Here is a 23,564-nt window from a genome sequence, read left to right on the forward strand (position 1 = left end):
CAATAATCTTCACACTTTAAATCAAACAAAGCATGGTTCCAAGCTTTTCTCCTCATATCCCTCCGCTGTTTGAAGCCGAAAATTTAGCCTTAAAAAAGTTTTTCTAAAAAATCACAAGAAAAATAATTGATATAATGAAGGGAATATAACATTTATAACTAAATGTTATTTATAAGGGTTTTTCTCTAAAAGCATCCTAACTCAACATGCAAGGAGGATCGAAATGGGCAAAACCATTGCTGTCATTGGTGCACTGGATACCAAAGGGCATGATTATGCATTTATCAAGCAGGAAATCGAAAAACACGGGCACCATGCATTTGTCATTAACACAGGTGTTTTGGGAGAGCCGTTTTTTGATCCGGATATTTCTGCCGAAAAAGTGGCGGAAGCCGGCGGGAGCTCTTTGGAAGAGCTTCGGAAAAAAGCTGATAAATCCCATGCCATGTCTGTCATGACACGGGGAATCGCCGTCATTATGAAGGAGCTTTTTCTGGAAGGAAAAATTGATGCTGGTTTTTCGATGGGAGGATCCAACGGGACCATGATCGGTACATCCGGCTTGCAAGCCCTTCCGGTGGGAGTCCCGAAGGTGATGGTGAGCACGGTGGCCTCCGGCGATACAAAGCCTTATGTGGGGATCAGCGATATTGTCATGATTCCGTCGGTTTTGGATGTGGCCGGAGTCAACCGGATCAGCGCCAAAATTTATTCCAATGCCGTCGGTGCCATTATCGGCATGCTGGAAGCCGAGGTGCCGCCCATCGATACCAAACCTTTGATCACCGCCTCCATGTTTGGAAACACCACCACGCTGGTGAATCAATGCAAACATTTGCTGGAACAGAAAGACTATGAAGTATTGGTGTTTCACGCCACCGGCACCGGCGGGAAAACCATGGAATATTTGATTGGTCAGGGATACATAACCGGGGTGTTGGACATTACCACGACAGAATTGGCCGATGAACTGGTGGGAGGTGTGCTGTCGGCAGGCCCCACCCGGATGGATGCTGCCGCCAAGTGGGCATTGCCTCAAGTCGTGGCACCAGGGTGCCTGGACATGGTGAACTTTTGGGGACCTGCCACCGTGCCGGAAAAATTCAAAGACCGACTTTTTTATTATTGGAACGATAACATCACATTAATGAGAACCACCCCTGAAGAAAATGAAAATCTGGGCCGGATCCTGGCGGAAAAAATCAACCGGTCCAAAGGAGAAGTCGCCGTCTTTCTTCCCTTAAAAGGCGTTTCCGAACTGGACGCTCCCGGGAAAGAATTTTGGTGGCCGGAAGCCGACCAAGCACTGTTTGATGCCATCAAGCAATACACCAATCCGGACATCCCGGTCTACGAATTGGATTGCAATATTAATGATCCGGAATTTGCTGATGCCGTGACGAAAAAATTGATGGAACTGATTCAAAAAGAAAGCGAATGAAGGGAGTTTGACATCATGCCATTTATCAGCAGAGAAGAATCACTCAAACGTTTAAGAAACACTCTTCAGCAAGGAAAGCCGATTATCGGTTGCGGGGCCGGAACCGGAATTTCTGCAAAATTTGCCGAACGAGGCGGAGCCGACATCATCATTATTTATAATTCCGGCCGTTATCGCATGGCCGGACGCGGGTCTTTGGCCGGTTTGCTCCCCTATGGAGACGCCAATGCCATTGTGGTGGAAATGGCTTCAGAAGTGTTGCCGATTGTCCAAAACACTCCTGTTTTGGCCGGCGTTTGCGGCACCGATCCCTTCCGCAGAATGCCCGTTTTCCTGAAGCAACTGAAAGAAATGGGATTTGACGGGGTCCAAAACTTCCCCACCGTCGGGCTTTTTGACGGGAATTTCCGCCAAAACCTCGAAGAAACCGGAATGGGCTTTGATTTGGAAGTCGAAATGATTCGTGAAGCACACCAACTGGATATGCTGACCTGTCCGTACGTATTTAATACAGAAGAAGCCGTGGCCATGGCGGAAGCTGGTGCCGATGTCCTGGTGGCGCATATGGGGCTTACCACCAAAGGTTCGATTGGAGCGGAAACGGCGCTGACCTTGGAGAAATCCGCCGAACGGATTCAGGCCATTCATGATGCCGCCAAAAAAGTGAATCCCGACATCATCATCCTTTGTCATGGCGGCCCCATTGCCGAACCGCAGGACGTGAAAGAGATTTTATCCATGACCAACGGCGTGGACGGGTTCTTTGGCGCATCCAGCATTGAACGCCTCCCCACAGAAGTGGCCATTCAAACCCAAGTGGAAAACTTCAAGAATTTATAAAGCAAAAAAACGCCTGGAAAAATGAATCCAGGCGTTTTTTAATGGTGGTGTGGTTGGATGATATTTGTTGTGGAAGCCGGAAAAGCATCCACCCACACCGCATTGAGAGGAAACGATGCGATAATGAGTGCGATCGAAAACAAAACCCCCCAACCGGCGATTTTCTTTTCTCTCATGGCTTCCTTCTTTTTATCTGCTTTGTTCATTTCCTGTGCAATCAATTGAATGATCAACGCCATGGCAATGACAAAAGAGGCAATCACCACGGCCAGGGTCCATGCCGAATTTTCGGGAACTATCATCACCCCCAGCATCGCCCCCATCATTCCTCCCATGATCCCTGCCAAAAACCCGTCCAGGGAAGCCAAAAGATGTATCGGTTTACCGGTAAAATAACCGGCAACCATCCCAAACACCATGGCAATTTCCGTGGAAACCATCATGGTTTCCAGAAAAACACCGAGCAAGGTTCCCAATAACAGGCTGCTCATCATGGCCACACCCATGGAAACCATCATGCCCGTCATTTTGGTCAGACAACGATTATGTATGTTGGCGATGATCATGACATAAGCCGTAAACCCGATCCAGATCAGATATCCGACTGCCAATGTAGCCAATCTTGCACCCCCATCCCGAGTTTATTATATTTATAGTCCTCCTTTTTCGCATGATTCCTTCGGGCTATATTCAGAGATTTTTTTGCTTGGAAAGAAAAAAGGAGGAAAATCACTCCTCCTTTGGATCCAATGAACAGGCAAAATCCCACAGAGTATATTCGCTCGAAACCAGGATGGACCGGCATCCCGCTCTTTTGCCCGCTTCCAGATCGACTTGCCGGTCCCCCACCATCCATGACCGGGACAAATCCACTTGATGTTTCTTTGCCAGCTCCAGAATCATGCCGGCTTGGGGCTTGCGGCAAGAGCAACCTTCAAAAGGTTTATGGGGACAATACAAGATGTCGTCAATGATGGCTTCGGGATGTCCGGCGATTAAATCTTCCTGCATTTTTTCATGGATTTTTTTCAAGGTTTTTTCCTGGATATAACCCAGCCCCACACCGCCTTGATTGGTAACCACAAAAATTTTGTACCCGAGTCCCCTTAATTTGGCAATCGCTTCCGGAACTTTTTCAAGCAAATAGAAATCCTGCGGCCGGTTGACATGATCCACCCGGTCCGTTTTCACTTCGTTGATAACCCCGTCCCGGTCGAGAAAAACGGCTTTGTTTTGTTCTTTCAACTTCTTCCCACCTTTTGGTCTTTTTGATTATCATAATTGAAAAAAGGCCTTTGTGCGATCGGCTTCGGCCTTAAGCCGTACTTTGCGTTTTTTCATGTCTGTTGTATACTAAAAGGCAGGACTTTTTTCGGGAAAACTGTTGAAAAGGGGAAGTGATCAGACATGGAAACCAATGATCAAAACTATCGTGTACTCCTTTACTATAAATACACACCTTTGGAAGATCCGGAATCCTTTGCGGATGAACACCGTGCATTTTGCAATGAACTCGGCTTGCGGGGACGGATTTGGGTTTCCAAAGAAGGAATTAACGGAACCGTGTCGGGAACAGTTGAACAAACCCAAAAATATATGGATTACATGCATCAGCACCCGTTGTTCCATGATATGCCCTTTAAGGTCGACAAACATCACAAACATGCATTCAAAAAAATGATTGTACGCCCGAAAAAAGAATTGGTCACCTGGCGTTTGAAAAAGAACGTGGATCCCCACAAAAAAACGGGAAAACGTTTGTCGCCCAAAGAATTTTACGAAATGCTCCAACGGGATGACGTGATCGTATTAGACGGAAGAAACGACTATGAGTATGACATCGGCCATTTTCGCGGAGCCATCCGCCCGGATGTCAAAACCACCCGGGAGTTCCCTGAATGGATTCGCAAAAACATGAGCCAATACAAAGACAAACCGATCATCACTTATTGCACCGGGGGCATCCGTTGTGAAAAACTGACGGCCCTGATGCTGGAAGAAGGGTTTAAAGAAGTTTACCAGCTGGACGGGGGTATCATCACCTACAGCCAAGATCCGGAAGTAAAAGGGCAACTCTTTGACGGAAAATGTTATGTGTTTGATGAACGGATCTCGGTCCGCATCAATCAAGTCGAAGACAAGATCGTCGGGAAATGTTCCCATTGCGGAAAACCGGAAGACCGCTACATCAATTGCAAATATGATCCTTGCCATAAACAGCACATTTGTTGTCCGGAATGCGAAGAAAAATATGAAGGCTATTGCACCATGGAATGCAAAGAGCGGGATCTTCAAAAAGCATCCAAAGAGGCATCCGCTTCTTAATCAGCGCAACAATAAAGCTTGTCGCCAAGTCATCCGGCCGACAAGCTTTATTGTTTCTTACCGCACTTCAATCATTTTGTCCGGATCATGCCGGTGATTTTCATAGAATTTGACACAAACCTGAATGTAATCTTTAAAATCCGCGCACTTGACCCCTGAATCTTTTAAATCTTCCAACGCTTGTGAGCAATCGTATTCCGCCTTCAGGCGAAAGTATTCGATGGTCTCTTTTTCCACCATCAACCACCTTCGAAACGCGGGGATTGAAAGCAAACCGTATACAATGAAAGAGGGCAGCGTAAAGGACGCTTTCTTTCCAACCAGTGTCTCGCAAATGATACCGAACGCTTCCCGGGCCGGATAAGGGTTGGGGTCGGTCAAATGATACACTTTTCCTTCCCCCACCGGATGCGTGGCCAAATAACACGTTGCGTCCACGATATAATCCACCGGCACGAGATTTAACAAGGCTTTCCCCCGGCCCGGATAAGGAATGGGGAAACGGGAAAATTTGTCCAAATAACGCATCACAAAGTAAGGTCCGTCAAACTTGACCGTTTCCCCCGTTTTGGAATCTCCCATGACAATTCCCGGCCGGATGATTGTCAAAGGCACTTGCTTCATGATCTTCTGGGTGATAACCTCCGCTTCAAACTTGCTCGCTTCATAATGGTTTTTAAAAGACTGTCCTTCATCCAATTCAGTCTCCAAAATCCGGCCGGTCCGCTTGCCCGATACATAAGCGGTACTGAAATAGACGTACCGCTTCAATCCGGATAAACTTAAGACGAAATCGTTTACATTTCGGGTGCCGGTCACATTGACCTTATAGGCGGTCTCCTTGGAAACCGCCAAGTCATAAATCGCGGCCAAATGAAAAACATAATCGATCTCCTCCCGGAGGCGTTCCATGCGTAGCTGCGGGATGTCCAAATTTTCCTTGGTAATGTCGCCGGGGATCGGGATGAAACATCCTCTGGACCCTGCTTTCTTTTGCGTTAATTGCGAAATCACCTTTTCCGCCTTCTCCTGTTGGCTGGGGTGAACCAACAGCAGGAAACGGGAAGACGGATCCTGGTCAAACAACTTTTCAACCAGCCGGGTGGCAATAAATCCGGGGAAACCGGTAAAAAAGTAAGTATGTGAAGGCATAAGATCCCCCCTTTAAATGAAATGCAGGCACAGCCTCCCGGTTTGGGAGGCTTATGTGCCGATATTATTTTCCTTTAAAAGACGGTTTGCGTTTGGAAAAGAAAGCGGCAACCCCTTCGATGGCATCTTCCGTGCGCATCACGGCCAGCATGTTTTCGCGTTCGACTTTCAACCCTTCCGGCAGTTCCTTCCGGCTCCCGTTGATGACCGATTGGATGATTCCTTTCATGGCAACGGGCGGTCCTTCGGCCAATTGTTTGGCCCATTCAAACGCTTCTTCGGCCAACCGTTCCGCAGGCACAACTTTATTGACCAGTCCGATTTCCAATGCTTCCTGTGCGGAAATTCTTTTCCCTTCCAGCATGATTTCCAAAGCGCGCCTTTGCCCGATCAGACGTGGTAACCGTTGTGTTCCACCGTAACCCGGCATAATCCCCAACCGGACTTCCGGCAATCCGAATTCGGCATGGTCGGCGGCAATCGCCAAGTGGCAAGCCATTTGCAATTCGTTTCCGCCACCCAACGCTTTCCCGTTGATGGAAGCAATCACCGGTTTGGGGAAGTTTTCAATCCGGTCGAATAAATCATGGATTTGTTTTAAGAAACCTTCAGCCTGTTCCCGATCCCCCATCCCGCCAAACTCGGAAACATCCGCACCGGCGGAAAAAGTTTTTTCTCCCGCACCGGTGAGGATCAAACTCCGGACGGACGGATCCTTTTCCAATTGATCCAAAATGGAACCCAATTCAATCAGGGCATCCCGGCTCAGCGTATTTACTGGCGGGCGGTTGATGGTGATCCGTGCAACCTGATCGCGAATCTCCACCAAAAAATGCTTCCACTCCATCAGCCTTCCTCCCGTTCAATAATGACTGCAAGCGCCATTCCGAATCCGATGCACATCGTGGCCAACCCGTAACGTTCCTTCCGGCGTTCCAGCTCATTGACCAATGTCGCGATAATCCGGGCCCCACTGGCTCCGAGCGGATGCCCCAATGCAATCGCGCCTCCGTTGGGGTTGACTTTTTCCATGTCCGGTTTGATCTCCTGCTTCCAGGCAAGAACCACCGAAGCAAACGCTTCATTGACCTCAAACACGCCGATGTCGTCCAAACTTAAACCGACACGGTCCAACACTTTTCGGGTGGCGGGAATGATCCCCGTCAGCATGATATCCGGCTCCACACCAGCCAATTGTGTGGCAACCACCCGGGCTTTCGGAACGAGCCCCAAGTCTTTGGCTTTCCGGCGGGAGGTGAGCAAAACAGCGGCCGAACCATCACTGATCTGGCTGGAATTTCCCGGTGTCACATTGCCGTCGGGACGGAAGGAGGGAGACAATTGAGCCAGTGCTTCCAAACTGGTATTGGCCCGGGGCGTCTCATCCTTGTCCAGTTTTACCCATTCCCCTTTATCTCCTTTGATTTCCACCGGCACCAGCTCGTTGTCAAAACGTCCTTCCTGTTGTGCAACCAGTGCCTTTTCATGGCTGTGCAATGAAAATTCGTCCATCTCCTCACGGGAGATTCCCCATTTTTCGGCAATCATTTCCGCTGAGAGCCCTTGCGGAATAATGTTGTATTTGGACAACAGCCGGTCGCTGAAACTGCCGCCGTCACTGCCCATGGGGACCCGGTTCATGCTTTCAACCCCGGCCGCGATCACACAATCCGCCATCCCCGCCATGATGGCATGAGCCCCTTGGGCAACGGTTTCCAAAGAGGAAGCACACATCCGGTTGACACTCACTCCGCACACTTCCACCGGAAACCCTGCGATCAAGCCGGCCATTCTGCCGATATTGTATCCTTGCTCGCCGATTTGCGTGACGCATCCCATTTTAATGTCTTCCACTTCTGCCGGATCCAGTTGGTTTTTCTCCACCAGCTTTTGCAGGACGAAAGCTGCCATGTCATCAGGCCGGACCGTCGAGAGTGTTCCTTTTTTCCGCCCGATCGGTGTCCGGATGGCATCAATGATCACTGCATCGCGGTCACTCATGCTTTTCTCTCCTTTCTTCATCAAAAAGTAAACAGATCGATTCCGCCTGCAACCGGAAGTCCGACCCCGGTAATGTATTTGGCCTGATCTGATGCCAAGAACACGATGGCATATGCAATATCCTCCGGTTCCCCCGGTCTTTTAAAAGCCGTCCGTTCAATCATGCGCTCCCGCATTTTCGGGTTGGTGTATTGAAAAGCCTCCGTATTGATAATTCCCGGCACAATGGCATTGGACGTAATATTGTACCGGGCCCCTTCCAAAGCCAAGGTTTTGGTCAAGCCCAGGATTCCCGCTTTGGTGGTTGAATAACTGGCTTGTCCGTATCCTCCCAAGGTTCCGGCCACAGAAGCCATATTGATGATGCGTCCCCATTTCTGTTCTTTCATATAGGGCCAAACCGCTTTGGAACAGTTGTAAGCTCCGGTCAAATTCACCTTCAAATCCCGGTCCCAAAAATCATCATTCTGATGTTCCAAACGCGCTGTATGATCCAAGGTTCCGGCATTGTTGACCAAGATGTCAATCCGACCGAACCTGTCTTTGATTTCAGCCATTACCTTTTGGACTTCTTCCCGATCTGTGACATCCATCCGGTATGCCGCCGAGCGCCGTCCCATTTCTTCAATTTGTTTGGCCGTAGATTTGGTGTAAATGGTTTTGGATTGAGCCATGATTTGGGACATCGGCCCGTACTGTTCGGACTTTTCCTCCAATTTCTCGTCTTCTTCGATCAAAATATCCGTCACCACCACATCGGCTCCGGCTTCTGCCAACTTCAAAGCGTCCATTCTCCCCAAACCGCGGGAAGCCCCGGTGACAACCGCCACTTTTCCTTTGAGTGGAAGATTCATGATGTACCTCCTTGCTTTGCGGATTCTAAAATAATCATGCGCGGATGAGAAACATCCCCGTACATTTGGGCAATTTCATTTTTATAAATTTTTTCGATCTCATGTGTCCGTACTTTCAATGAAGGCGTGATCTCTCCGGTTTCCTCTGTCCACTCCCGTCCGGATATCCAAGCTTTTTTGGGCCGTTCATAACGGGGGAAATTCTTGACCGCCTGCTTGATCTCGTTTTGAAGAAGCGTTTTCACTTCTTCGCATTCGACCAGCTTCTCACGGGAATCGGCAGGCAAATTCTTCTTCTTTGCCCAAGGGACCAGCTGTTCAAAATCAGGTTCGATCAACACGGTGGTGTATTTTCGGTCTTGGCCGATTAAACAGCACTGGTTGATGTACAAACTGGCGCAAATCGCATTTTCCACCGGTTGGGGACTCACATTTTTTCCGGTGGACAATATCAAAAGCCGTTTTTTCCGGTCCGTGATTTTCAAATAACCTTCCTCGTTGATTTCACCCAGATCCCCTGTCTTCAACCATCCGTTGTGGAACTGATTGGCGGTTGCTTCCTCATTTCGGTAATACCCTTGCATCACATTGGGACCGCGAACCCAAATTTCGCCGTCCTCGGCGATACTGACTTCCAAGTTGGGCAGCGGCAGCCCCACAGTTCCGATCCGGGCACGGGAAAACGGATTGACACTGATCACCGGTGAGGTTTCGGTCAGTCCGTATCCCTCCAACACCGGCACATCAATCGCCCAAAAGAACCGGGCGATGTCGGGATTCAAAGCAGCCCCGCCCGAAATCAAACCGCGCAGCCGCCCGCCCAGTTGCGATTTGATCTTCTGAAAAACGAGCTTGTCGGCAATTTTCCATTTCCATTTCAGATCCGGCGGCAAATCATGCATCATCAAATAATCAGCCGGCTTGCTGGTGTACAGTTCATACCGTTTTTCCCCGATCTTAAGAGCCCATTCAAAAACCGCACGGCGGATCGGTGTCCCCGATTGGATCTCTTCTTGGACGCGGGCATAAATTTTTTCAAAAAGCCTTGGCACACTGGTCATCACCGTGGGACGAACCTCCAACAGATTTTGCGGGATCGTCTCCAGGCTTTCTGCATAAGCAATCGTGGCCCCGACCGATAACGGCATAAACTGTCCGGCCATTCGTTCAAAAACATGCGCCAGCGGCAGATAGGACAAGAAAATGTCATCGTGCCGGGCTTCCATGCACCAAATTTGAATTCCCTCAATATTGGATAAAAAATTTCCGTGTGTTAACATAGCACCCTTGGGAACACCCGTCGTTCCGGATGTATGGATGATGGTCATCAGTTGATCGCGCCCGATTGCTTTCCAAATCTCTGACCATTGATCCAGCGGGTGTTCCTTTCCTTGGCGCTCCAAGGAAGAAAAGGTGACGATATTCCCGTTATTTCCTGAATATTCTCTGAATCCCATATAAATAATGGTATGGACATCGTTTTGGCCATGGATGACTTTTTGGAGTTGTTCTTCATCCTCTACAAAAACCACTTCGCAGTCTGCTTGTTTTAAAATGGTGTTGACATGGTCCGCAGGAAGGGACGGGTAGACCGGCACGCTGACAGCCCCCAAACTGCCGACAGCCAGATCCGCAATGGGCCATTTGTATTGATTGTTGGAAAGGATGCCGACTTTGGTATCCTTCCGGACCCCGAAACGATACAATCCTGCGGCCACCCATTGAATACGGTTCCAAAAATTCTGATAAGTGAGTGTTTGGTAAGTGTTGTTTTCTTTCCACTTCAGTGCGATATTGTCCGGATATTTTTCAACGGAGCGCCATACCATTTCCACCAGATTTTGGTTTTTCATTGGCAGCCCTCCAGAAGCAGTGATATGACGCCTGAGGCAGTTCCCGGTCCGGACCGGGAACTGAAATCATACATATTTGCTTACGTCATATTGACGGAGCAAGTTTTCCATCTTCATCGCAGCACCGATATTTCCTTTGATTTTCAATTTCCCGGACATGAACGCTGCGGTTCCGCTCAGATTTCCCAAAAGCAATTCTTTAAAATCATCGATTTTCATTTGCAACACACAATCCGCTTCAGCAGGTGAACCTTTCTCCACTTTGGCTTGACCATTGGACAATTGCAGCTGATAGGTGACTTCTTCTTCGCCTGTGAGATCATATTGATAAACGGCATTCATTCCTTCAATCGGCTTGGAATCCTCATTTAACGCCTGCTCGATTTTTTCGAAAATTTCATGAATGCTCAAGTCTTTCATCATCATTTCTCCCTTCATATTGATAATGTTTAGAAACTGTTGGTGATCACTTTATATTGAATTTGTGTGGTTCCTTCATAAATGGACAGGATTTTCGCATCCCTCATCCACTTTTCAACCGGATAATCCCGCATATAACCGTATCCGCCCAAAATTTGCACCGCATTGGTCGTGACTTCCATGGCTGTTTCGGCTGCGAATGCTTTGGCCATACTGGCTTCGGTCGTACAGGGTTCCCCCCGGTCTGCCAGATCGGCCGCGCGATAAGTCAGCAGGCGGGCCGCTTCGATTTTGGTTTTCATTTGTGCAAGCATAAAGGAAATCGCCTGGTTTTTGATGATGGGACGCCCGAATTGCACCCGGTTTTTTGCATACTCCAATGCATATTCATATGCAGCCTGGGCAACACCGACAGCGCCGGCAGCCACAACCGGTCTTGATTTTTCCAACATCTGCATGGCCCCGAAGAATGCCATGTGCTCTTCTCCCAGCAGGTTTTCCTCTGGGACGCGGACATCCTCAAAAATCACATCTCCGGTATGAGAAGCCCGAATTCCCATTTTTCGCTCTTTTTTCCCTCCGGAAAGCCCCGGCGTTCCTTTGGGGACAATGAAGGCCGACACCCCGTGATAACCCGCATCCGGAATGGTCCGTGCAAAAACAACGTACAGATCGGCAATGCCTCCATTGGTAATGAAACATTTCCGTCCGTTGATCACCCATTCGTTGCCGTCTTTTTCGGCGCGGGTTTTAATCGCTTTGACATCGGAACCAGCGCCTGGCTCAGTCAGTGCCATGGCTCCCATCCGCGGGGTTTCCGGATCACACAAGAACGGGATCCATTTCTTTTTTTGTTCTTCCGTTCCCATATAATAAAGAGGTAATCCGGCCAACCCTGCCACCATCAGGGATGTGGCAATTCCCGCGCACCCCCAATACAACTCCTCGGCAATCAGGCAAGCAGCCATCACGCTGGTCAGGCCGCCCCCTCCATATTCCACCGGAGCCGCATAGCTGGTTAAGCCGGCTTTCGCAGCTTTTTCCAAAACTTGCATGGGGAACTCTTCTTTTTCATCATACTCGGCCGCGATCGGGCGGATCTCCTTTTCTGCAAATCCATGCGCCCACTTTTTGAGATCCAGTTGTTCTTCAGAAAGTTGGAAACAAAGTCCCGAATTCGCTTCCTTATTGGTTCCTGACATAATGGCATCCCTCCGTTTGATACCGATACGTACTGGTACTTCCCGTCCAAAGACAGGCCTATTGACGAACCATGTTTCCAGCTGATTTCCCAAACGAAAAGTTGACATACGAACTGACCATGATCCGGTTTAACAACCGTGCCAGGTGGTCCGTGTCGATTTTTTCATCAGACCGGAAAAGATTATGCATCACGACTTCATTGATCGCTCCAACCATGGCTTGCGAAATGATCCGGGCATCCTGGTTTTGTTTGGCCGGCGGAAGAATCTCCTGCACAATCCGGTCAATCAAATCGGCAAATCTCAGGTGAGCTGTCCGGCGCATCCGTTCCACCGCTTTACTCACCCCGACAGACTCCACCAACAATAATTTCGCAACGGTTGAACGATTCACACAAATCTCGATGTAACGGCGTATGCCGGCATACCCCTTGTACGCAATTTGCTCTTCCCGGAGAACCGCTTCCTCCACTTCCTTCAAAACTTCGTTGGCCAACAGTTCAAACAAGCAGACAAGCAATTCTTCTTTGCTGCGGAAAAAACGGTAAAAAGTCGTTTTGGACACCCTTGCCTGTTCCACCACTTCAAGGATCGAGGTCTCTTTAAATCCTTTGGTGGTAAACAGTTGAAGAGCGACATACAATAACTTGTCTTTTGCTTCTGTTGGCATTTTGGTTACATGAAGCATATCCATCATCCATTCTTCAATGAGTACCAGTACGTATTAGTATTATACTACAAAATTAAATCATTTATCAATTAATTTATTATTTTTTGAATAATATATTTTTATTGTTTTTCGATTGCGATGTTGCTCGGTTTGATTGATGTTTTTTGGTTGCCCGGGAGAACGTCGTAAATTTATCCTTTGTGTGTTTTTATTTTTTGAAGGTTTGTTTGTGTTGCAAACTTGTTTATGTTGGTGTTTATGCGCAAACTAAAGCTTCTTGGATAAAATACCTTCATTAATGGATTAAATGTTGATTTTGTTCAATTCGTTCCGCTGAAATCCAGGGGTTTAATTTTGAATAGTGGGAATAGACAAAAATTAAATCCTCCTTACGAATGATCCATTATCGGGATGAAAAGGAGAAAAAGATATGATTGCAAAAAAAATATCAGTCATTCTCGTATTCTCCCTCGGCTTTTTGTTTACATTTTTTCTCATGTTTTCCACCCCTGCCCTCGTCATGAATCACCCGCCGGCAAAAATAAATGGCATCCTGGACAACAGCCGTTTGGATCCGCCCCACCCGGACCGCTTAACATTGGCAGAGCAACCTGAAACTGAAATGGCACACAGGTGTCCCGTCCGGTTGTCCCGGCTCATTCTTTGTTTCCTCTCCCACAGTCAATGACATGCCACAATGAATCTCCTCACCCATGTAAATATGTCGTCCCCACAAAAAAAGAGGCCGGATCCGGCCTCTTTTTTTAATGCATCATCCATGCGGAAGCAACAAAATAGATTAAAAACAATCCCGCTGTCATATAAATCAAGCGCGAAACCTGTTTCCATTTTCCGCTTGCGGCTTTGAGCAACGGATACGCGATGAATCCCAACGCCAATCCATCCGCAATACTTCCCGTAAGCGGAATTCCAGCGATGATTAAAAAAGCGGGAAATCCTTCTGAAAAATCATGGAAGGGAATCTCTTGCACGCTTTTCATCATCAGCGCACCAATCACCATCAATACAGGAGTAACTGCATTTTCCGGAATCATGCCGATCACCGGCAGCATAAAAACCGAAAGGGCAAACAATCCGGCTGCAACCAGAGCCGGAATGCCTGTTCTTCCCCCTTCAGCAATTCCGGCTGAGCTTTCAGCCGATGCCACCGTCGGGCTTGTTCCGAAGATGCCGGATGTGAGTGTGGATACCGCCACAACCTGATAAGCCCGCGGAAATTTTTCGGCATCCGGCAGCATACCGCTTAATAAGCCCATGTTTTCAAAAACCACAATCATGGTCATCGAGAAAACAGACAGCCAAAACGGAATCTGCCAAAGGTTGAACTCTGCTGCAGCAAACAGATGGAAATAATCTTGCAACTTCACATCGGCTGCCTGGGGACGAAAATCACCGGTCAGGATCATCGTCAGCAAGCTGGTGATGATCAGCCCGATCAACATGCCCCCTCTGGTCCCCCGGACAAACAAAAACAGCGTAACAACAAGGCCCAAAATCGTCGCGAGGGTTACCGGATGGGAAAAATCACCCAGTTGAACAACGTTGATTTCACTCGGTTGGATGATCATCCCTTTCTGCAAGCCGATAAAAGTCAGCAAGAAACCAATCCCTGCTGTGATTCCGTGCTTCAACGAATCCGGAACCCCGGTGACAAGCTTATCGCCCCAGGATGTCACACTGGCGATGAAAAAGCAAAGCCCGGAGAGAATCACCACAGCCAACCCTTGCTTCCACGAAAGCCCGAAAGATTGCACAATGGTGTAACTGAAAAATGCATTGACTCCCATCCCGGGTACCAGGATAATCGGAGCTTTGGCATACCATCCCATGATCAAACAACCAAAGACGGAAGCGCAAATGGTGGCCATCAATCCTGCTCCCAACGGAATGCCGGCATCTTTCAAAATCAGTGGATTAACAATCAGAATATAGGCTGTCGTGAAAAAGGAAGTCACTCCTGCAATGATCTCAACTTTCAATGTTGAACGATCCATCTTGCCTTTCTATTCCTTTGAGATGATCCCTCACCCACCCGTCACGCAACAAGTTGCGTGACACAAAAAGATTGATGTCGTTTATCATATAAAATTGGATTATGGTCATTAAAAAACGGGTGTTTCCCACACCCGGATAGATATTATAGATGATCTTGTCGGCTGAAGTCAAATAACCTTCCATTCTTTATGTTAGAATAATGACACTGACTTTCAGGAGCAGGAGGTGGATTCGGCTTGAAACCGGTTTTTAAATCACGTAAACTGCCAGAAAATATCAATCGGATCATCTCTCAGTTTCCTGCAGAAGTGCAAGAATTTTTTCTCGAGATGATCAGCGCCGAACGTTCAAAACAAACCATTGCAAATTATGCCTATGATTTTGCACTCTTTTTTGATTATCTTGATTCCATCAACAAAACGATCGATCAAGTGGATTCGATGATCATCAAACGTTTTTTCCGGCAGATTGAAAACGGCTATGAACGAACCGTACATATTTTAAGAAAGAAAAAAGACCCGAAAACCGGGAAAATCAAGGAGGAGTGGATCACCCGGACACACTACCGGGAAAACTCCCAAAGTGGCAAACAAAGAAAGCGCGCTTCGTTGCGCTCTCTCTTTCGTTTTCTGGTCAAAACCCATGTGCTGAGCCAAAATCCAATGGCAGAATACGAAGATGCTTCATTGAGAAGCCGTTCGCGCCAAAAAGTTCCTGTCTTTCTGACCAAAGAAGAGGCCCTGCGCCTTCTTCACGCCGTCAAAACGTACCATCAAAAGAAAAACACCAAAAGCCCGGAATGGATGGAAAGACGCGATCTGGCCATTCTTCTCCTTTTTTTAAACACCGGGATGCGGGTGTCCGAGCTGATTCAATTAAATCTGAACAGCATCCAGTCCGACGGCGAAGTCATGCGGGTGATCATCTTGGGCAAAGGCGGAAAAGAACGGATGCTCAAATTGAATGAGACGGCCAAACAAGCGTTGAGAAATTATTTGTCCGTCCGCCCCGAAAACAAAGCAGATCGGGAACATCAGCAAGCCTTGTTTCTCAATAAGAACTATCAGCGCATCAGCCGGAAAGGAATCTCGGATATTATCAGCAAATACGTGCGCGAAGCCAACCTGCCTCCGAAGGCAGCCTCCATTTCCCCTCATAAACTGCGCCATACCCTGGCCACCCTTCTTTTGTCCAACGGGGAAAACCTGCGGGTGGTGCAAGAAATTCTGGGGCATTCCAATATTCAAACCACCCAGATCTATACCCATGTCATCAATACGGAAAAGGATGAAGCGCTCGACCGGCTGGATCAAATGTTATAAACTGTGTTTTAAGAACAAACATTCTGCAAATGTTTGTTCTTTTTCCATTGTTCATGTATACTAATAGAAGATATGTCGATGTGGAGCGGGTGAATGTGATCAAAGGGGGATGAAAACGTGGACAAACTCTCACCCAGGCAAAAAGCCATTTTAGACTATATCCAAAAAGAAGTGGCCGAAAAAGGATACCCGCCTTCCGTCCGGGAAATCGGCGAAGCCGTGGGTCTTGCCTCCAGTTCCACCGTGCATGGACACCTGGCTCGTCTTGAAAAAAAGGGATATATCCGGCGTGACCCGACCAAACCCCGTGCCATCGAGCTTTTACACCGCCCTGAAATCTATACCAAAGGCGTGGAAACCGTCATGGTCCCGCTGGTCGGTAAAGTGACGGCGGGCGAGCCGATTACAGCCATTGAAAATATCGAAGATTATTATCCGCTTCCAAGACGGCTCGCCGGACAAGATGATCCCGTTTTTCTCCTGTCCGTGCGCGGGGACAGCATGATCAATGCCGGAATTTTGGACGGGGATTATGTGGTCGTGCGTCAGCAACCAACCGCCGAAAACGGCGACATCGTCGTGGCCATGACTCCTGAAGGGGAAGCAACGGTCAAACGGTTTTTTAAGGAAAAGGATCATATTCGTTTGCAACCTGAAAATGACACCCTTTCGCCGATTTTATTGCCCAGTGTGAAAATCCTCGGCAAAGTGATCAGCTTGATTCGTGAAGTTTTGTAATTCATGCGATGCTTACAAGGATTTTATCTGTCAAAAAAATATTCTGATGGATGGCAAAAAGGCTGTTGACCGTGGTCAACAGCCTTTTTTCATGCCTGAGATTGGGAAACGAACCGTTCGATCCGGTCCAAAGCCTTTTCCAATTGTTCCAATGAGGTGGCATAAGAAATACGGATATGATCTTTGGAACCGAAACCGGAACCCGGAACAACGGCAACCCGTTCGGTTTCCAACAAATCCGCCGCCCACTCATCCGGGGTTTTGTAACGGCCGCCGGAGTTTTCGAGCGCTTTACGGATATTGACAAACGCATAAAACGCGCCCGCCGGCTTCAGGCAAACAAAGCCCGGAATTTTGTTCAAGCGGTCCACCACGTAATCTCGGCGTTCTTTGAAAGCTTTTTTCATTTCTTGAATGGGTTCCTGTGTACCCGACAAAGCTTCCAAAGCGGCATATTGCGCAATGGAAGTGGGATTGGATGTGCTGTGGTCGGAAATTCCGTTCATGGCTTTGATCAGCGGCTCCGGACCCGCAGCAAATCCGATCCGCCATCCGGTCATGGAATAAGATTTGGAAACCCCGTTGATGATGACCGTATGATCATAATAATCCGGCCCCAGACCGGCCATGCTGACATGTTTTTTGTCCGGATCATAGATCAGATGTTCATAAATTTCATCCGAAATGATGAGGATATCCCGGTCAATGCAGACTTTTCCAATTGCACGCAACTCATCCTCCGTATAAACCATGCCGGTCGGGTTGGACGGGCTGTTTAAAATCATCGCTTTCGTCCGCGGAGTAATGGCTTCTTGCAATTGTTGAGGTGTGATCTTAAACTCTTGCTCTTCTGTTCCTTCGATCACCACCGGCTTTCCTTGGGACAGTTTCACCTGTTCGATATAACTGACCCAGTAGGGGGCCGGGACAATGACTTCGTCCCCTTCATCCAATAAGGCTTGGAACAGATTGTAAAGCGCGTGCTTCGCCCCGACGGTCACAATAATTTGGCCGGGTTTGTAAGTCAACCCGTTATCCTTTTTCAACTTGTTTGCAATGGCTTCTTTCAGCTCAGGGATCCCGCCTGTTGCCGTATATTTGGTATAACCGTTGTCCATTGCAGATTTGGCAGCTTCAATGATGTGTTCCGGTGTGTTGAAATCCGGTTCACCGGCTCCCAGGCCAATCACATCATGCCCTTGTTGTTTCAAGGCCTTTGCTTTGGCAGTAATCGCAAGTGTCGGCGACGGCGCCAACTGTTGCACACGTTTTGAAAGCTTCAAGATCGGGCCCCTCCCATGTTCAGCAGTCTAACAATCTATCTCACTATTATCCATCTTATCATGAACATGCCTTATTGAACCAGTGCTTGTGTTTCTCTGGCAATCATCAGTTCTTCATTGGTCGGAATGACAAGAACATCCACTTTGGACCGCTGCGTACTGATCCGGCGCTCTTTTTTGCTGCGTTCAGCATTTAATGCCGGATCCAGTTCCACGCCAAGGAAGGTAAGCCCTTCGCACACTCTTTCCCGGATCAATGCTGCATTTTCGCCGACCCCGGCGGTAAAGAGAATGGCATCCACGCCGTTCATGGCCGCAATATAAGCCCCGATGGTCTTTTTGATTTTATAGACATACATATCAATGGCCAGACGCGCATAATCATTCCCGTTTTCCATGGCTTCGGTCACTTCGCGCATATCTCCGGAAATTCCGGAAATCCCCAGCAATCCGCTGTGCTTGTTCATCATGGAATTGACTTCGGCAAGGGTCAGATCTTCTTTTGTAATGACAAAAGGAACGATTGCCGGATCGATATCCCCGCTGCGTGTTCCCATCATCAAACCTTCCAGTGGAGTCATCCCCATGCTTGTATCCACCGATTTTCCGTTTTGAACAGCGGTAATGCTGGCTCCGTTCCCGATATGACAAGAGACAATTTTCAGTTCATCCAGCGGACGTCCGAGGAATTTGGCAGCCTGTTCCGAAACATATTTGTGCGAAGTCCCGTGGAAACCATAACGGCGAATTTTATGTTTCCGATACAAGACATAAGGAAGCGGGTACATGTAGGCATAATCGGGCATGGTTTGATGAAAGGCCGTGTCAAAAACGGCAACATGGACGGCATGCGGAAGTTGGGCTTGGGCCGCGTCAATGCCGAGCAGGTTCGGCGGATTATGCAAAGGAGCCAAATCGATGGTTTCCCGGATGGCCCGGCGCACATCGTTGTCGATCACCACCGAGCTGGAGAAGTTTTCTCCCCCGTGAACAACGCGGTGCCCGACGGCCGCCACTTCTTCAGCGCTTTTGATCACGCCATCTTCCGGATCCATCAACAAATCAAGCACTTTTTTCATACCGACCCGGTGATCCAGAATCTCGCTGGCAATCACCAGTTCTTCTTTCTCCGGCACCTGATGTTTGATAATCGAACTTTCCGTCCCGATTTTTTCAACCAATCCGGTGGCCAAGACGGACTCGTCCTGCATGTCAAACAGCTGGTATTTAATGGATGAACTGCCACAGTTGATGACTAAAATCTTCATTGCTGCTCCTCCTTGTCGATACGTTCACCGTCTTCATCATACCGGAAAAATCCTTCCCCGGTTTTCACTCCCAAATGCCCGGCACGAACCATTTTTTTCAACAGCGGAGCGGGACGATATTTAATATCGCCAAATTCACGGTAAAGGCGCTCCAATGCCGCCAAAATCGAATCCAAACCGAAGTGATCCGCCATTTCCAACGGACCCTTGTCGAAGTGATATCCGATTTTCATGGCCCGGTCAATGTCCTTCTCGCTGGCAACCCCTTCCATCAAGGTATAAATCGCCTCGTTGATCAAAAGAACAATCAGACGGGTGGTGACAAAACCAGGAGATTCGTATACTTCAACCCCTTTGATTTCCAGTTTCGGCAGCAACTCCATCACGGTTTCCACGGTTTGTTGCGAGGTTTTCAAGCCGCGCACCATCTCTACAAGCGGTGTCCGGGGAACCGGATGCACAAAATGAAGACCAATCACATTCTGAGGGCGATTGGTCGCAGCCGCAATCTCCGTCAAACTGAGGGTCGATGTGTTACTGGCTAATACGACTTCAGGACGGCACAGTTTATCACATTGTTCAAAGACTTGAATTTTCGTCTTCATGTCTTCGTAAACCGATTCAATCACAAAGTCCGCTTCTTTTAACACATTCATGTCACTGGTGACATGTAAACGGGAAAGGGTCATTTTCTTTTCAGCAAGCGTAATGCCCCATTTCGACAATTTCTTGTCCAGGCTCATCTCAATAGAGTCATACGCTTCTTTGGCCAATTCATCGTTTTGTTCAATAATGGTGGTGTCAAAACCTTTGGACGCAATCAATTCGGCAATGCCGCGTCCCATGGTTCCGCCACCGATGACTGCGATGTTTTGTATGCTTGCCACAATAAGTACTCCTTTCATCTTTTACCTAACTTGATCTATTTTAACAGTTCTTGCAGCATATTTCTTTAACATTTTCCGAAAATCGTCACCAGATAACACTTCTTCTTCTAATAAAATGCGCAATGCATCCTGAAACATGAAAGAAAATTGCACAATGTCGTTCAAAGTTTCCTGATACAGTTGATCCAATATTTTCTTGGCTTCCGTGTACATTGCCTGCTTGTCCGTCCACTCGGGGTGAATGATCCCGAGATCCGACAAGCCGGCTTCAATCAATTGCCGGGCATAACGGTAAGCTTGCTCATAATCGTTCTTGGCCCCGGTGCTCTTTTGGCCGTAAACATGTTCCTCCGCAGCCGCTCCGGCCAAACAGACACGGATGCTTTCTTCCAAATCCTCCCGGGTATACAAAAGCCGGTCCTGTTCCGGTTTTTGACGCACATAACCCAGGGCTTGCCCGCGGGGAGTCAAAGTGATTTCCGAAACGGAACCGGGTCTTAACCGTTCCGAGACAATCGCGTGACCCATTTCATGAACCGCCACCCGTTCTTTTTCCTCTTCGCCGGCTTCCCGGTCGGTCTGCTCCCCCATCAGCACTTTGTCAATGGCGGAGGCAAAATGTGCTTGTCCGATTTCGGTTTGCTTGTCGCGCAAAGCGTAAATCGCTGCTTCATTTGTCAGGCTTTCCAATTGTGCACCGGAAAACCCGAAAGTTTCGGATGCGATTTTTTCCAATGACACATCCGGGTGCAACGTTTTGTTTCTGGTGTGCAATTGAAGAATTTTTAACCTTGCGTTTTTATCCGGCAAATCGACTTGGATATGACGGTCAAACCGTCCCGGACGAAGGAGTGCCGGATCCAGGATATCTTTCCGGTTGGTGGCTGCCACAATCAAGAGCTGCACATCCTGATCGGACCGGATCCCGTCCATTTCCGTAAGTAGCTGATTGAGCGTTTGGTCATATTCACGCTGTTGGCCGCCATCCCGTTTCCCGCCGATGACATCAATTTCGTCAATAAAGATAATGGCGGATGACTTTTTGTTTTTCTTGGCTTTTAAACGGGCGTTTTCAAACAACGAGCGAACGCGTTTCGCCCCGACTCCGACATACATTTCCACAAATTCACTGCCGGAAGCGCTGACGAAAACCGAGTCCGTGTAGTGGGCAGCCGCTTTGGCCATCAGCGTTTTCCCTGTTCCGGGAGGGCCGGTGAGCAAAATCCCCTTGATCGGACGAATTCCAAATTGAGCGATCTTTTTCCGGTCGATCAAGAATTGAAGGGCTTCCTTCAACTCATTTTTGACCCGGTTTTGACCGCCGATCTCGTCAAAATCAACAGTGGGAATCACTGATGTTGTTTTTTTCTTTTCAAAAATCTTTCCTGTCCTTTGCGCCATGCGGGAACGCTGAAAATAAACCATTCCTCCGATCGCCGCCAAAACCAAAACCGGCAGCGGATCCACGCCCAGATATAGAAGAAAAATAACGAGAGCCGCACCGGCTCCCGCCAAAACCGGCTTAATCAACACTGTCGCCTCCTTTCTGCGCAGAATTGACATGCATCACACGGGTTAAATAATGATCTCCGTCATAAAGCAAAATATAAACAGCATCTTCATTCATTTTGACGCCATAACCCAAATGGTACTGGTCCGCCCATTTCCCGATGGTTTCAGGAATTTCGGTAAATTTTTGCGTTTCCAAGCCTTCCCGGATCCCAAAGATCATTTGATCCCAAGCAACCAGCAACTTCTCATTGGGACGGTCTTTCCATTTCACATGAAGAGAACGGTGTTTGTTTTTTTCCTGAATCCGGTGGATTAAATCCGGAACCTCTCTCGTGAAGACCTTTTGATCGGGACGGGTCATTTCCAGTTCAATTTCTATATCAGATGGATAAACATCGATTTTCCTTATCGTCATCCCCGGTTGTTTTTCAATCATGGAAACAACCGGTCTTTTCACCAGCAGCTCTCGGTATCCCCAAAAACCGCCAAACAATAAAACAAGCGTGACCAGGCAACTGATGAAAATGATTTTTTTATTTTTCACACGCCACGCTCCTTTCTAAAGCGACATACACAAATACATAAAAAGTATAACATTTTTTATATACTATCGTATTGACAATCCATTCCAATAAAATAGACAGCATTCCTAAGAAATGCTGTCTTTATTCTTCAATCTCATAAATCAAAGTTTGTTTGGCTTGATTCTTGTCATGCACATGCAATACCATTTGTTTCAAATCCATTTGAGGTTCGGTGTAAATCAACTCATAATAAATTTCCATCTCTTCATAAACCGGAAATAACACTTGTTCGGACTCGGCATTGACGCGCTGTTTGAAATTACGGGTTAACTTCGCCGAATCGACGGATACTTTCATCCATTTTGCATCCGGATTCTTTTCAATCTCTCCATAAACCTGTCCGATAAACCGCAAATGATCTTTCAGCGAAACCAATCCGGCTTGTTCCTGTGTCATTTCTTCCTTTTTTCCTGAATGGAATGCCCAAACCTTATCCTTTTTTCTTTCCATGACTTTGTTGCCCTGCGCATCCAAAATCACACAATTTTCTCCGTTTTGCTTTCCTTTGTACTCTTCTTTTTGTTTCGGATTTTGTATTTGCAAACGAAACGCGTAATTGTTTTTTTGCTCCGCACGGTGGATCAGGTGCTGAAGTTCTTGCTGAAGCAGGCTTTGCTCCGCACGCTTGATTTCCGCCGGAGAAGGCTTGTTCGCTTCCGTCCCGCAACCGGAACAAAACCACAACAGGGAAAACAACATAATGCAACAGACCGGTTTCATGCGACCCCTCCTTTCAACATACTTACGTCATTTCCTTGTTTTTTATCCCGAAAAGAAAAAATGGTTCAAGAACCGTTGGATCCTCAAACCATTTCATGACAAAAGCCGTCCGCCGGGAATTTTGCGGACGGGCAAAATGTGCTAATCATAAACGGGTTATCTCCGGTGATACTAACACCAACAAGGGAGGTGAAGGCAATGACAACCCCTTCCCTTTATCCCGATTGGGTTTACAAAGAGTTACAAAACCGGTTGACCGAAGAGGAATGGAAACAGCTGTCCACCTTTTTACCCGCGGAGACATGGGCTTCCCCTGCTGCTCAAAAACGGGAATGGCAAGAAAGAAATACAGACATTCCCTTGCGCTTCCATTTGGATATTGATATGGAAATTTGATTTGTTCTTAGTATGACTTAGAAACTCCTGCCTATTCCCCTTCGCCAAATCTCTTTTCGCTGCCAATGATGCCAATTATT

The 23,564-nt window shown here is 47.7% G+C and carries 23 protein-coding genes; 6 read left to right on the forward strand and 17 right to left on the reverse strand.

What is annotated here, in order from left to right; genetic code table 11:
• Nucleotides 1-223 precede the first annotated feature (223 nt).
• Nucleotides 224-1,441: a Tm-1-like ATP-binding domain-containing protein gene (locus NYE37_RS08135; protein WP_340711911.1), complete on the forward strand. Its 1,218-nt coding sequence runs from the start codon at nucleotides 224-226 to the stop codon at nucleotides 1,439-1,441.
• Between the two features lie 15 nt (nucleotides 1,442-1,456).
• Nucleotides 1,457-2,281 (forward strand): phosphoenolpyruvate hydrolase family protein, encoded by an 825-nt coding sequence (locus NYE37_RS08140; RefSeq protein WP_037995341.1) that lies wholly within the window; start codon nucleotides 1,457-1,459, stop codon nucleotides 2,279-2,281.
• A 38-nt stretch (nucleotides 2,282-2,319) separates the two neighbouring features.
• Here NYE37_RS08140 and NYE37_RS08145 read toward each other — a convergent pair whose 3' ends face one another.
• Both NYE37_RS08145 and NYE37_RS08150 read right to left on the reverse strand, forming a co-directional pair.
• Nucleotides 2,320-2,901: a hypothetical protein gene (locus tag NYE37_RS08145; RefSeq protein WP_340711912.1), complete on the reverse strand. Its 582-nt coding sequence runs from the start codon at nucleotides 2,899-2,901 to the stop codon at nucleotides 2,320-2,322.
• 109 nt (nucleotides 2,902-3,010) lie between these two features.
• On the reverse strand, nucleotides 3,011-3,526 hold the full coding sequence (locus NYE37_RS08150) for a D-glycero-alpha-D-manno-heptose-1,7-bisphosphate 7-phosphatase (protein ID WP_037995342.1): 516 nt from the start codon (nucleotides 3,524-3,526) through the stop codon (nucleotides 3,011-3,013).
• 162 nt (nucleotides 3,527-3,688) lie between these two features.
• Between NYE37_RS08150 and trhO the strand changes: the two genes are divergently transcribed.
• Nucleotides 3,689-4,606, forward strand: a complete 918-nt coding sequence (gene trhO / locus NYE37_RS08155) for an oxygen-dependent tRNA uridine(34) hydroxylase TrhO (RefSeq protein ID WP_049720086.1) — start codon at nucleotides 3,689-3,691, stop codon at nucleotides 4,604-4,606.
• Nucleotides 4,607-4,663: 57 nt separating this feature from the next.
• On the opposite strand, the gene NYE37_RS08160 is transcribed toward trhO, so the two are convergent.
• The 9 genes from NYE37_RS08160 to NYE37_RS08200 form a co-directional block, all read right to left on the reverse strand.
• Complete coding sequence (locus NYE37_RS08160) at nucleotides 4,664-5,758, reverse strand: SDR family oxidoreductase (RefSeq protein WP_340711913.1); 1,095 nt, start codon at nucleotides 5,756-5,758, stop codon at nucleotides 4,664-4,666.
• A gap of 64 nt (nucleotides 5,759-5,822) precedes the next feature.
• Nucleotides 5,823-6,605: an enoyl-CoA hydratase/isomerase family protein gene (locus tag NYE37_RS08165; RefSeq protein WP_049720085.1), complete on the reverse strand. Its 783-nt coding sequence runs from the start codon at nucleotides 6,603-6,605 to the stop codon at nucleotides 5,823-5,825.
• Entirely contained in the window at nucleotides 6,605-7,759 is a 1,155-nt protein-coding gene (locus NYE37_RS08170) for a thiolase family protein (RefSeq protein WP_049720084.1), read from the reverse strand. Before NYE37_RS08170 ends, NYE37_RS08165 begins: the two co-directional genes overlap by 1 nt.
• 20 nt (nucleotides 7,760-7,779) lie before the next feature.
• Nucleotides 7,780-8,613 (reverse strand): SDR family NAD(P)-dependent oxidoreductase, encoded by an 834-nt coding sequence (locus NYE37_RS08175; protein WP_049720083.1) that lies wholly within the window; start codon nucleotides 8,611-8,613, stop codon nucleotides 7,780-7,782.
• Entirely contained in the window at nucleotides 8,610-10,466 is a 1,857-nt protein-coding gene (locus NYE37_RS08180) for an AMP-dependent synthetase/ligase (RefSeq protein WP_069201542.1), read from the reverse strand. Before NYE37_RS08180 ends, NYE37_RS08175 begins: the two co-directional genes overlap by 4 nt.
• A 66-nt stretch (nucleotides 10,467-10,532) precedes the next feature.
• A complete protein-coding gene (locus tag NYE37_RS08185) occupies nucleotides 10,533-10,886 on the reverse strand; it encodes an SCP2 sterol-binding domain-containing protein (protein ID WP_231564595.1) in 354 nt (117 codons plus the stop codon).
• A gap of 29 nt (nucleotides 10,887-10,915) precedes the next feature.
• A complete protein-coding gene (locus NYE37_RS08190) occupies nucleotides 10,916-12,088 on the reverse strand; it encodes an acyl-CoA dehydrogenase family protein (protein WP_037995357.1) in 1,173 nt (390 codons plus the stop codon).
• 58 nt (nucleotides 12,089-12,146) lie between these two features.
• A complete protein-coding gene (locus NYE37_RS08195; protein ID WP_037995359.1) occupies nucleotides 12,147-12,776 on the reverse strand; it encodes a TetR/AcrR family transcriptional regulator in 630 nt (209 codons plus the stop codon).
• A gap of 746 nt (nucleotides 12,777-13,522) precedes the next feature.
• Entirely contained in the window at nucleotides 13,523-14,773 is a 1,251-nt protein-coding gene (locus NYE37_RS08200) for an NCS2 family permease (RefSeq protein WP_037995366.1), read from the reverse strand.
• 237 nt (nucleotides 14,774-15,010) lie between these two features.
• On the opposite strand from NYE37_RS08200, the gene NYE37_RS08205 reads away from it, so the two are divergent.
• Both NYE37_RS08205 and lexA read left to right on the forward strand, forming a co-directional pair.
• Complete coding sequence (locus NYE37_RS08205; RefSeq protein WP_037995373.1) at nucleotides 15,011-16,096, forward strand: tyrosine-type recombinase/integrase; 1,086 nt, start codon at nucleotides 15,011-15,013, stop codon at nucleotides 16,094-16,096.
• Between the two features lie 117 nt (nucleotides 16,097-16,213).
• Nucleotides 16,214-16,834, forward strand: coding sequence for a transcriptional repressor LexA (gene lexA, locus NYE37_RS08210; RefSeq protein ID WP_049720079.1), 621 nt, complete (start codon nucleotides 16,214-16,216; stop codon nucleotides 16,832-16,834).
• Between the two features lie 89 nt (nucleotides 16,835-16,923).
• Here lexA and NYE37_RS08215 read toward each other — a convergent pair whose 3' ends face one another.
• The 6 genes from NYE37_RS08215 to NYE37_RS08240 form a co-directional block, all read right to left on the reverse strand.
• Nucleotides 16,924-18,117 (reverse strand): pyridoxal phosphate-dependent aminotransferase, encoded by a 1,194-nt coding sequence (locus tag NYE37_RS08215; RefSeq protein WP_340711914.1) that lies wholly within the window; start codon nucleotides 18,115-18,117, stop codon nucleotides 16,924-16,926.
• A 71-nt stretch (nucleotides 18,118-18,188) separates the two neighbouring features.
• Nucleotides 18,189-19,385 (reverse strand): acetate/propionate family kinase, encoded by a 1,197-nt coding sequence (locus tag NYE37_RS08220; protein ID WP_049720077.1) that lies wholly within the window; start codon nucleotides 19,383-19,385, stop codon nucleotides 18,189-18,191.
• Entirely contained in the window at nucleotides 19,382-20,272 is an 891-nt protein-coding gene (locus tag NYE37_RS08225) for a 3-hydroxyacyl-CoA dehydrogenase family protein (RefSeq protein WP_276319273.1), read from the reverse strand. The genes NYE37_RS08220 and NYE37_RS08225 overlap by 4 nt, the downstream gene beginning before the upstream one ends.
• Before the next feature lie 21 nt (nucleotides 20,273-20,293).
• Nucleotides 20,294-21,802 carry an AAA family ATPase gene (locus NYE37_RS08230; protein ID WP_049720075.1) on the reverse strand — a complete coding sequence of 503 codons (1,509 nt, stop codon included), beginning with the start codon at nucleotides 21,800-21,802 and terminating at the stop codon, nucleotides 20,294-20,296.
• Nucleotides 21,795-22,328, reverse strand: a complete 534-nt coding sequence (locus NYE37_RS08235) for a hypothetical protein (protein WP_037995393.1) — start codon at nucleotides 22,326-22,328, stop codon at nucleotides 21,795-21,797. The genes NYE37_RS08230 and NYE37_RS08235 overlap by 8 nt, the downstream gene beginning before the upstream one ends.
• A 121-nt stretch (nucleotides 22,329-22,449) precedes the next feature.
• Complete coding sequence (locus NYE37_RS08240) at nucleotides 22,450-23,088, reverse strand: hypothetical protein (RefSeq protein ID WP_049720074.1); 639 nt, start codon at nucleotides 23,086-23,088, stop codon at nucleotides 22,450-22,452.
• A gap of 198 nt (nucleotides 23,089-23,286) precedes the next feature.
• Between NYE37_RS08240 and NYE37_RS08245 the strand changes: the two genes are divergently transcribed.
• Complete coding sequence (locus NYE37_RS08245; RefSeq protein ID WP_037995397.1) at nucleotides 23,287-23,484, forward strand: hypothetical protein; 198 nt, start codon at nucleotides 23,287-23,289, stop codon at nucleotides 23,482-23,484.
• Nucleotides 23,485-23,564 lie beyond the last annotated feature (80 nt).

It is taken from the genome of Thermoactinomyces sp. FSL K6-2592 (assembly GCF_038006465.1).
In the GTDB taxonomy this organism is placed as follows: domain Bacteria; phylum Bacillota; class Bacilli; order Thermoactinomycetales; family Thermoactinomycetaceae; genus Thermoactinomyces; species Thermoactinomyces vulgaris.

Excerpts from the sequence above, each read along its gene's own strand:
- NYE37_RS08135 (WP_340711911.1), top strand. The coding sequence starts at position 224 with ATGGGCAAAACCATTGCTGTCATTGGTGCACTGGATACCAAAGGGCAT.
- NYE37_RS08140 (WP_037995341.1), top strand. The coding sequence starts at position 1,457 with ATGCCATTTATCAGCAGAGAAGAATCACTCAAACGTTTAAGAAACACT.
- trhO (WP_049720086.1), top strand. The coding sequence starts at position 3,689 with ATGGAAACCAATGATCAAAACTATCGTGTACTCCTTTACTATAAATAC.
- NYE37_RS08160 (WP_340711913.1), bottom strand. The coding sequence starts at position 5,758 with ATGCCTTCACATACTTACTTTTTTACCGGTTTCCCCGGATTTATTGCC.
- NYE37_RS08165 (WP_049720085.1), bottom strand. The coding sequence starts at position 6,605 with ATGGAGTGGAAGCATTTTTTGGTGGAGATTCGCGATCAGGTTGCACGG.
- NYE37_RS08170 (WP_049720084.1), bottom strand. The coding sequence starts at position 7,759 with ATGAGTGACCGCGATGCAGTGATCATTGATGCCATCCGGACACCGATC.
- NYE37_RS08175 (WP_049720083.1), bottom strand. The coding sequence starts at position 8,613 with ATGAATCTTCCACTCAAAGGAAAAGTGGCGGTTGTCACCGGGGCTTCC.
- NYE37_RS08180 (WP_069201542.1), bottom strand. The coding sequence starts at position 10,466 with ATGAAAAACCAAAATCTGGTGGAAATGGTATGGCGCTCCGTTGAAAAA.
- NYE37_RS08185 (WP_231564595.1), bottom strand. The coding sequence starts at position 10,886 with ATGAAAGACTTGAGCATTCATGAAATTTTCGAAAAAATCGAGCAGGCG.
- NYE37_RS08190 (WP_037995357.1), bottom strand. The coding sequence starts at position 12,088 with ATGTCAGGAACCAATAAGGAAGCGAATTCGGGACTTTGTTTCCAACTT.
- NYE37_RS08195 (WP_037995359.1), bottom strand. The coding sequence starts at position 12,776 with ATGCTTCATGTAACCAAAATGCCAACAGAAGCAAAAGACAAGTTATTG.
- NYE37_RS08200 (WP_037995366.1), bottom strand. The coding sequence starts at position 14,773 with ATGGATCGTTCAACATTGAAAGTTGAGATCATTGCAGGAGTGACTTCC.
- NYE37_RS08220 (WP_049720077.1), bottom strand. The coding sequence starts at position 19,385 with ATGAAGATTTTAGTCATCAACTGTGGCAGTTCATCCATTAAATACCAG.
- NYE37_RS08240 (WP_049720074.1), bottom strand. The coding sequence starts at position 23,088 with ATGAAACCGGTCTGTTGCATTATGTTGTTTTCCCTGTTGTGGTTTTGT.
- NYE37_RS08245 (WP_037995397.1), top strand. The coding sequence starts at position 23,287 with ATGACAACCCCTTCCCTTTATCCCGATTGGGTTTACAAAGAGTTACAA.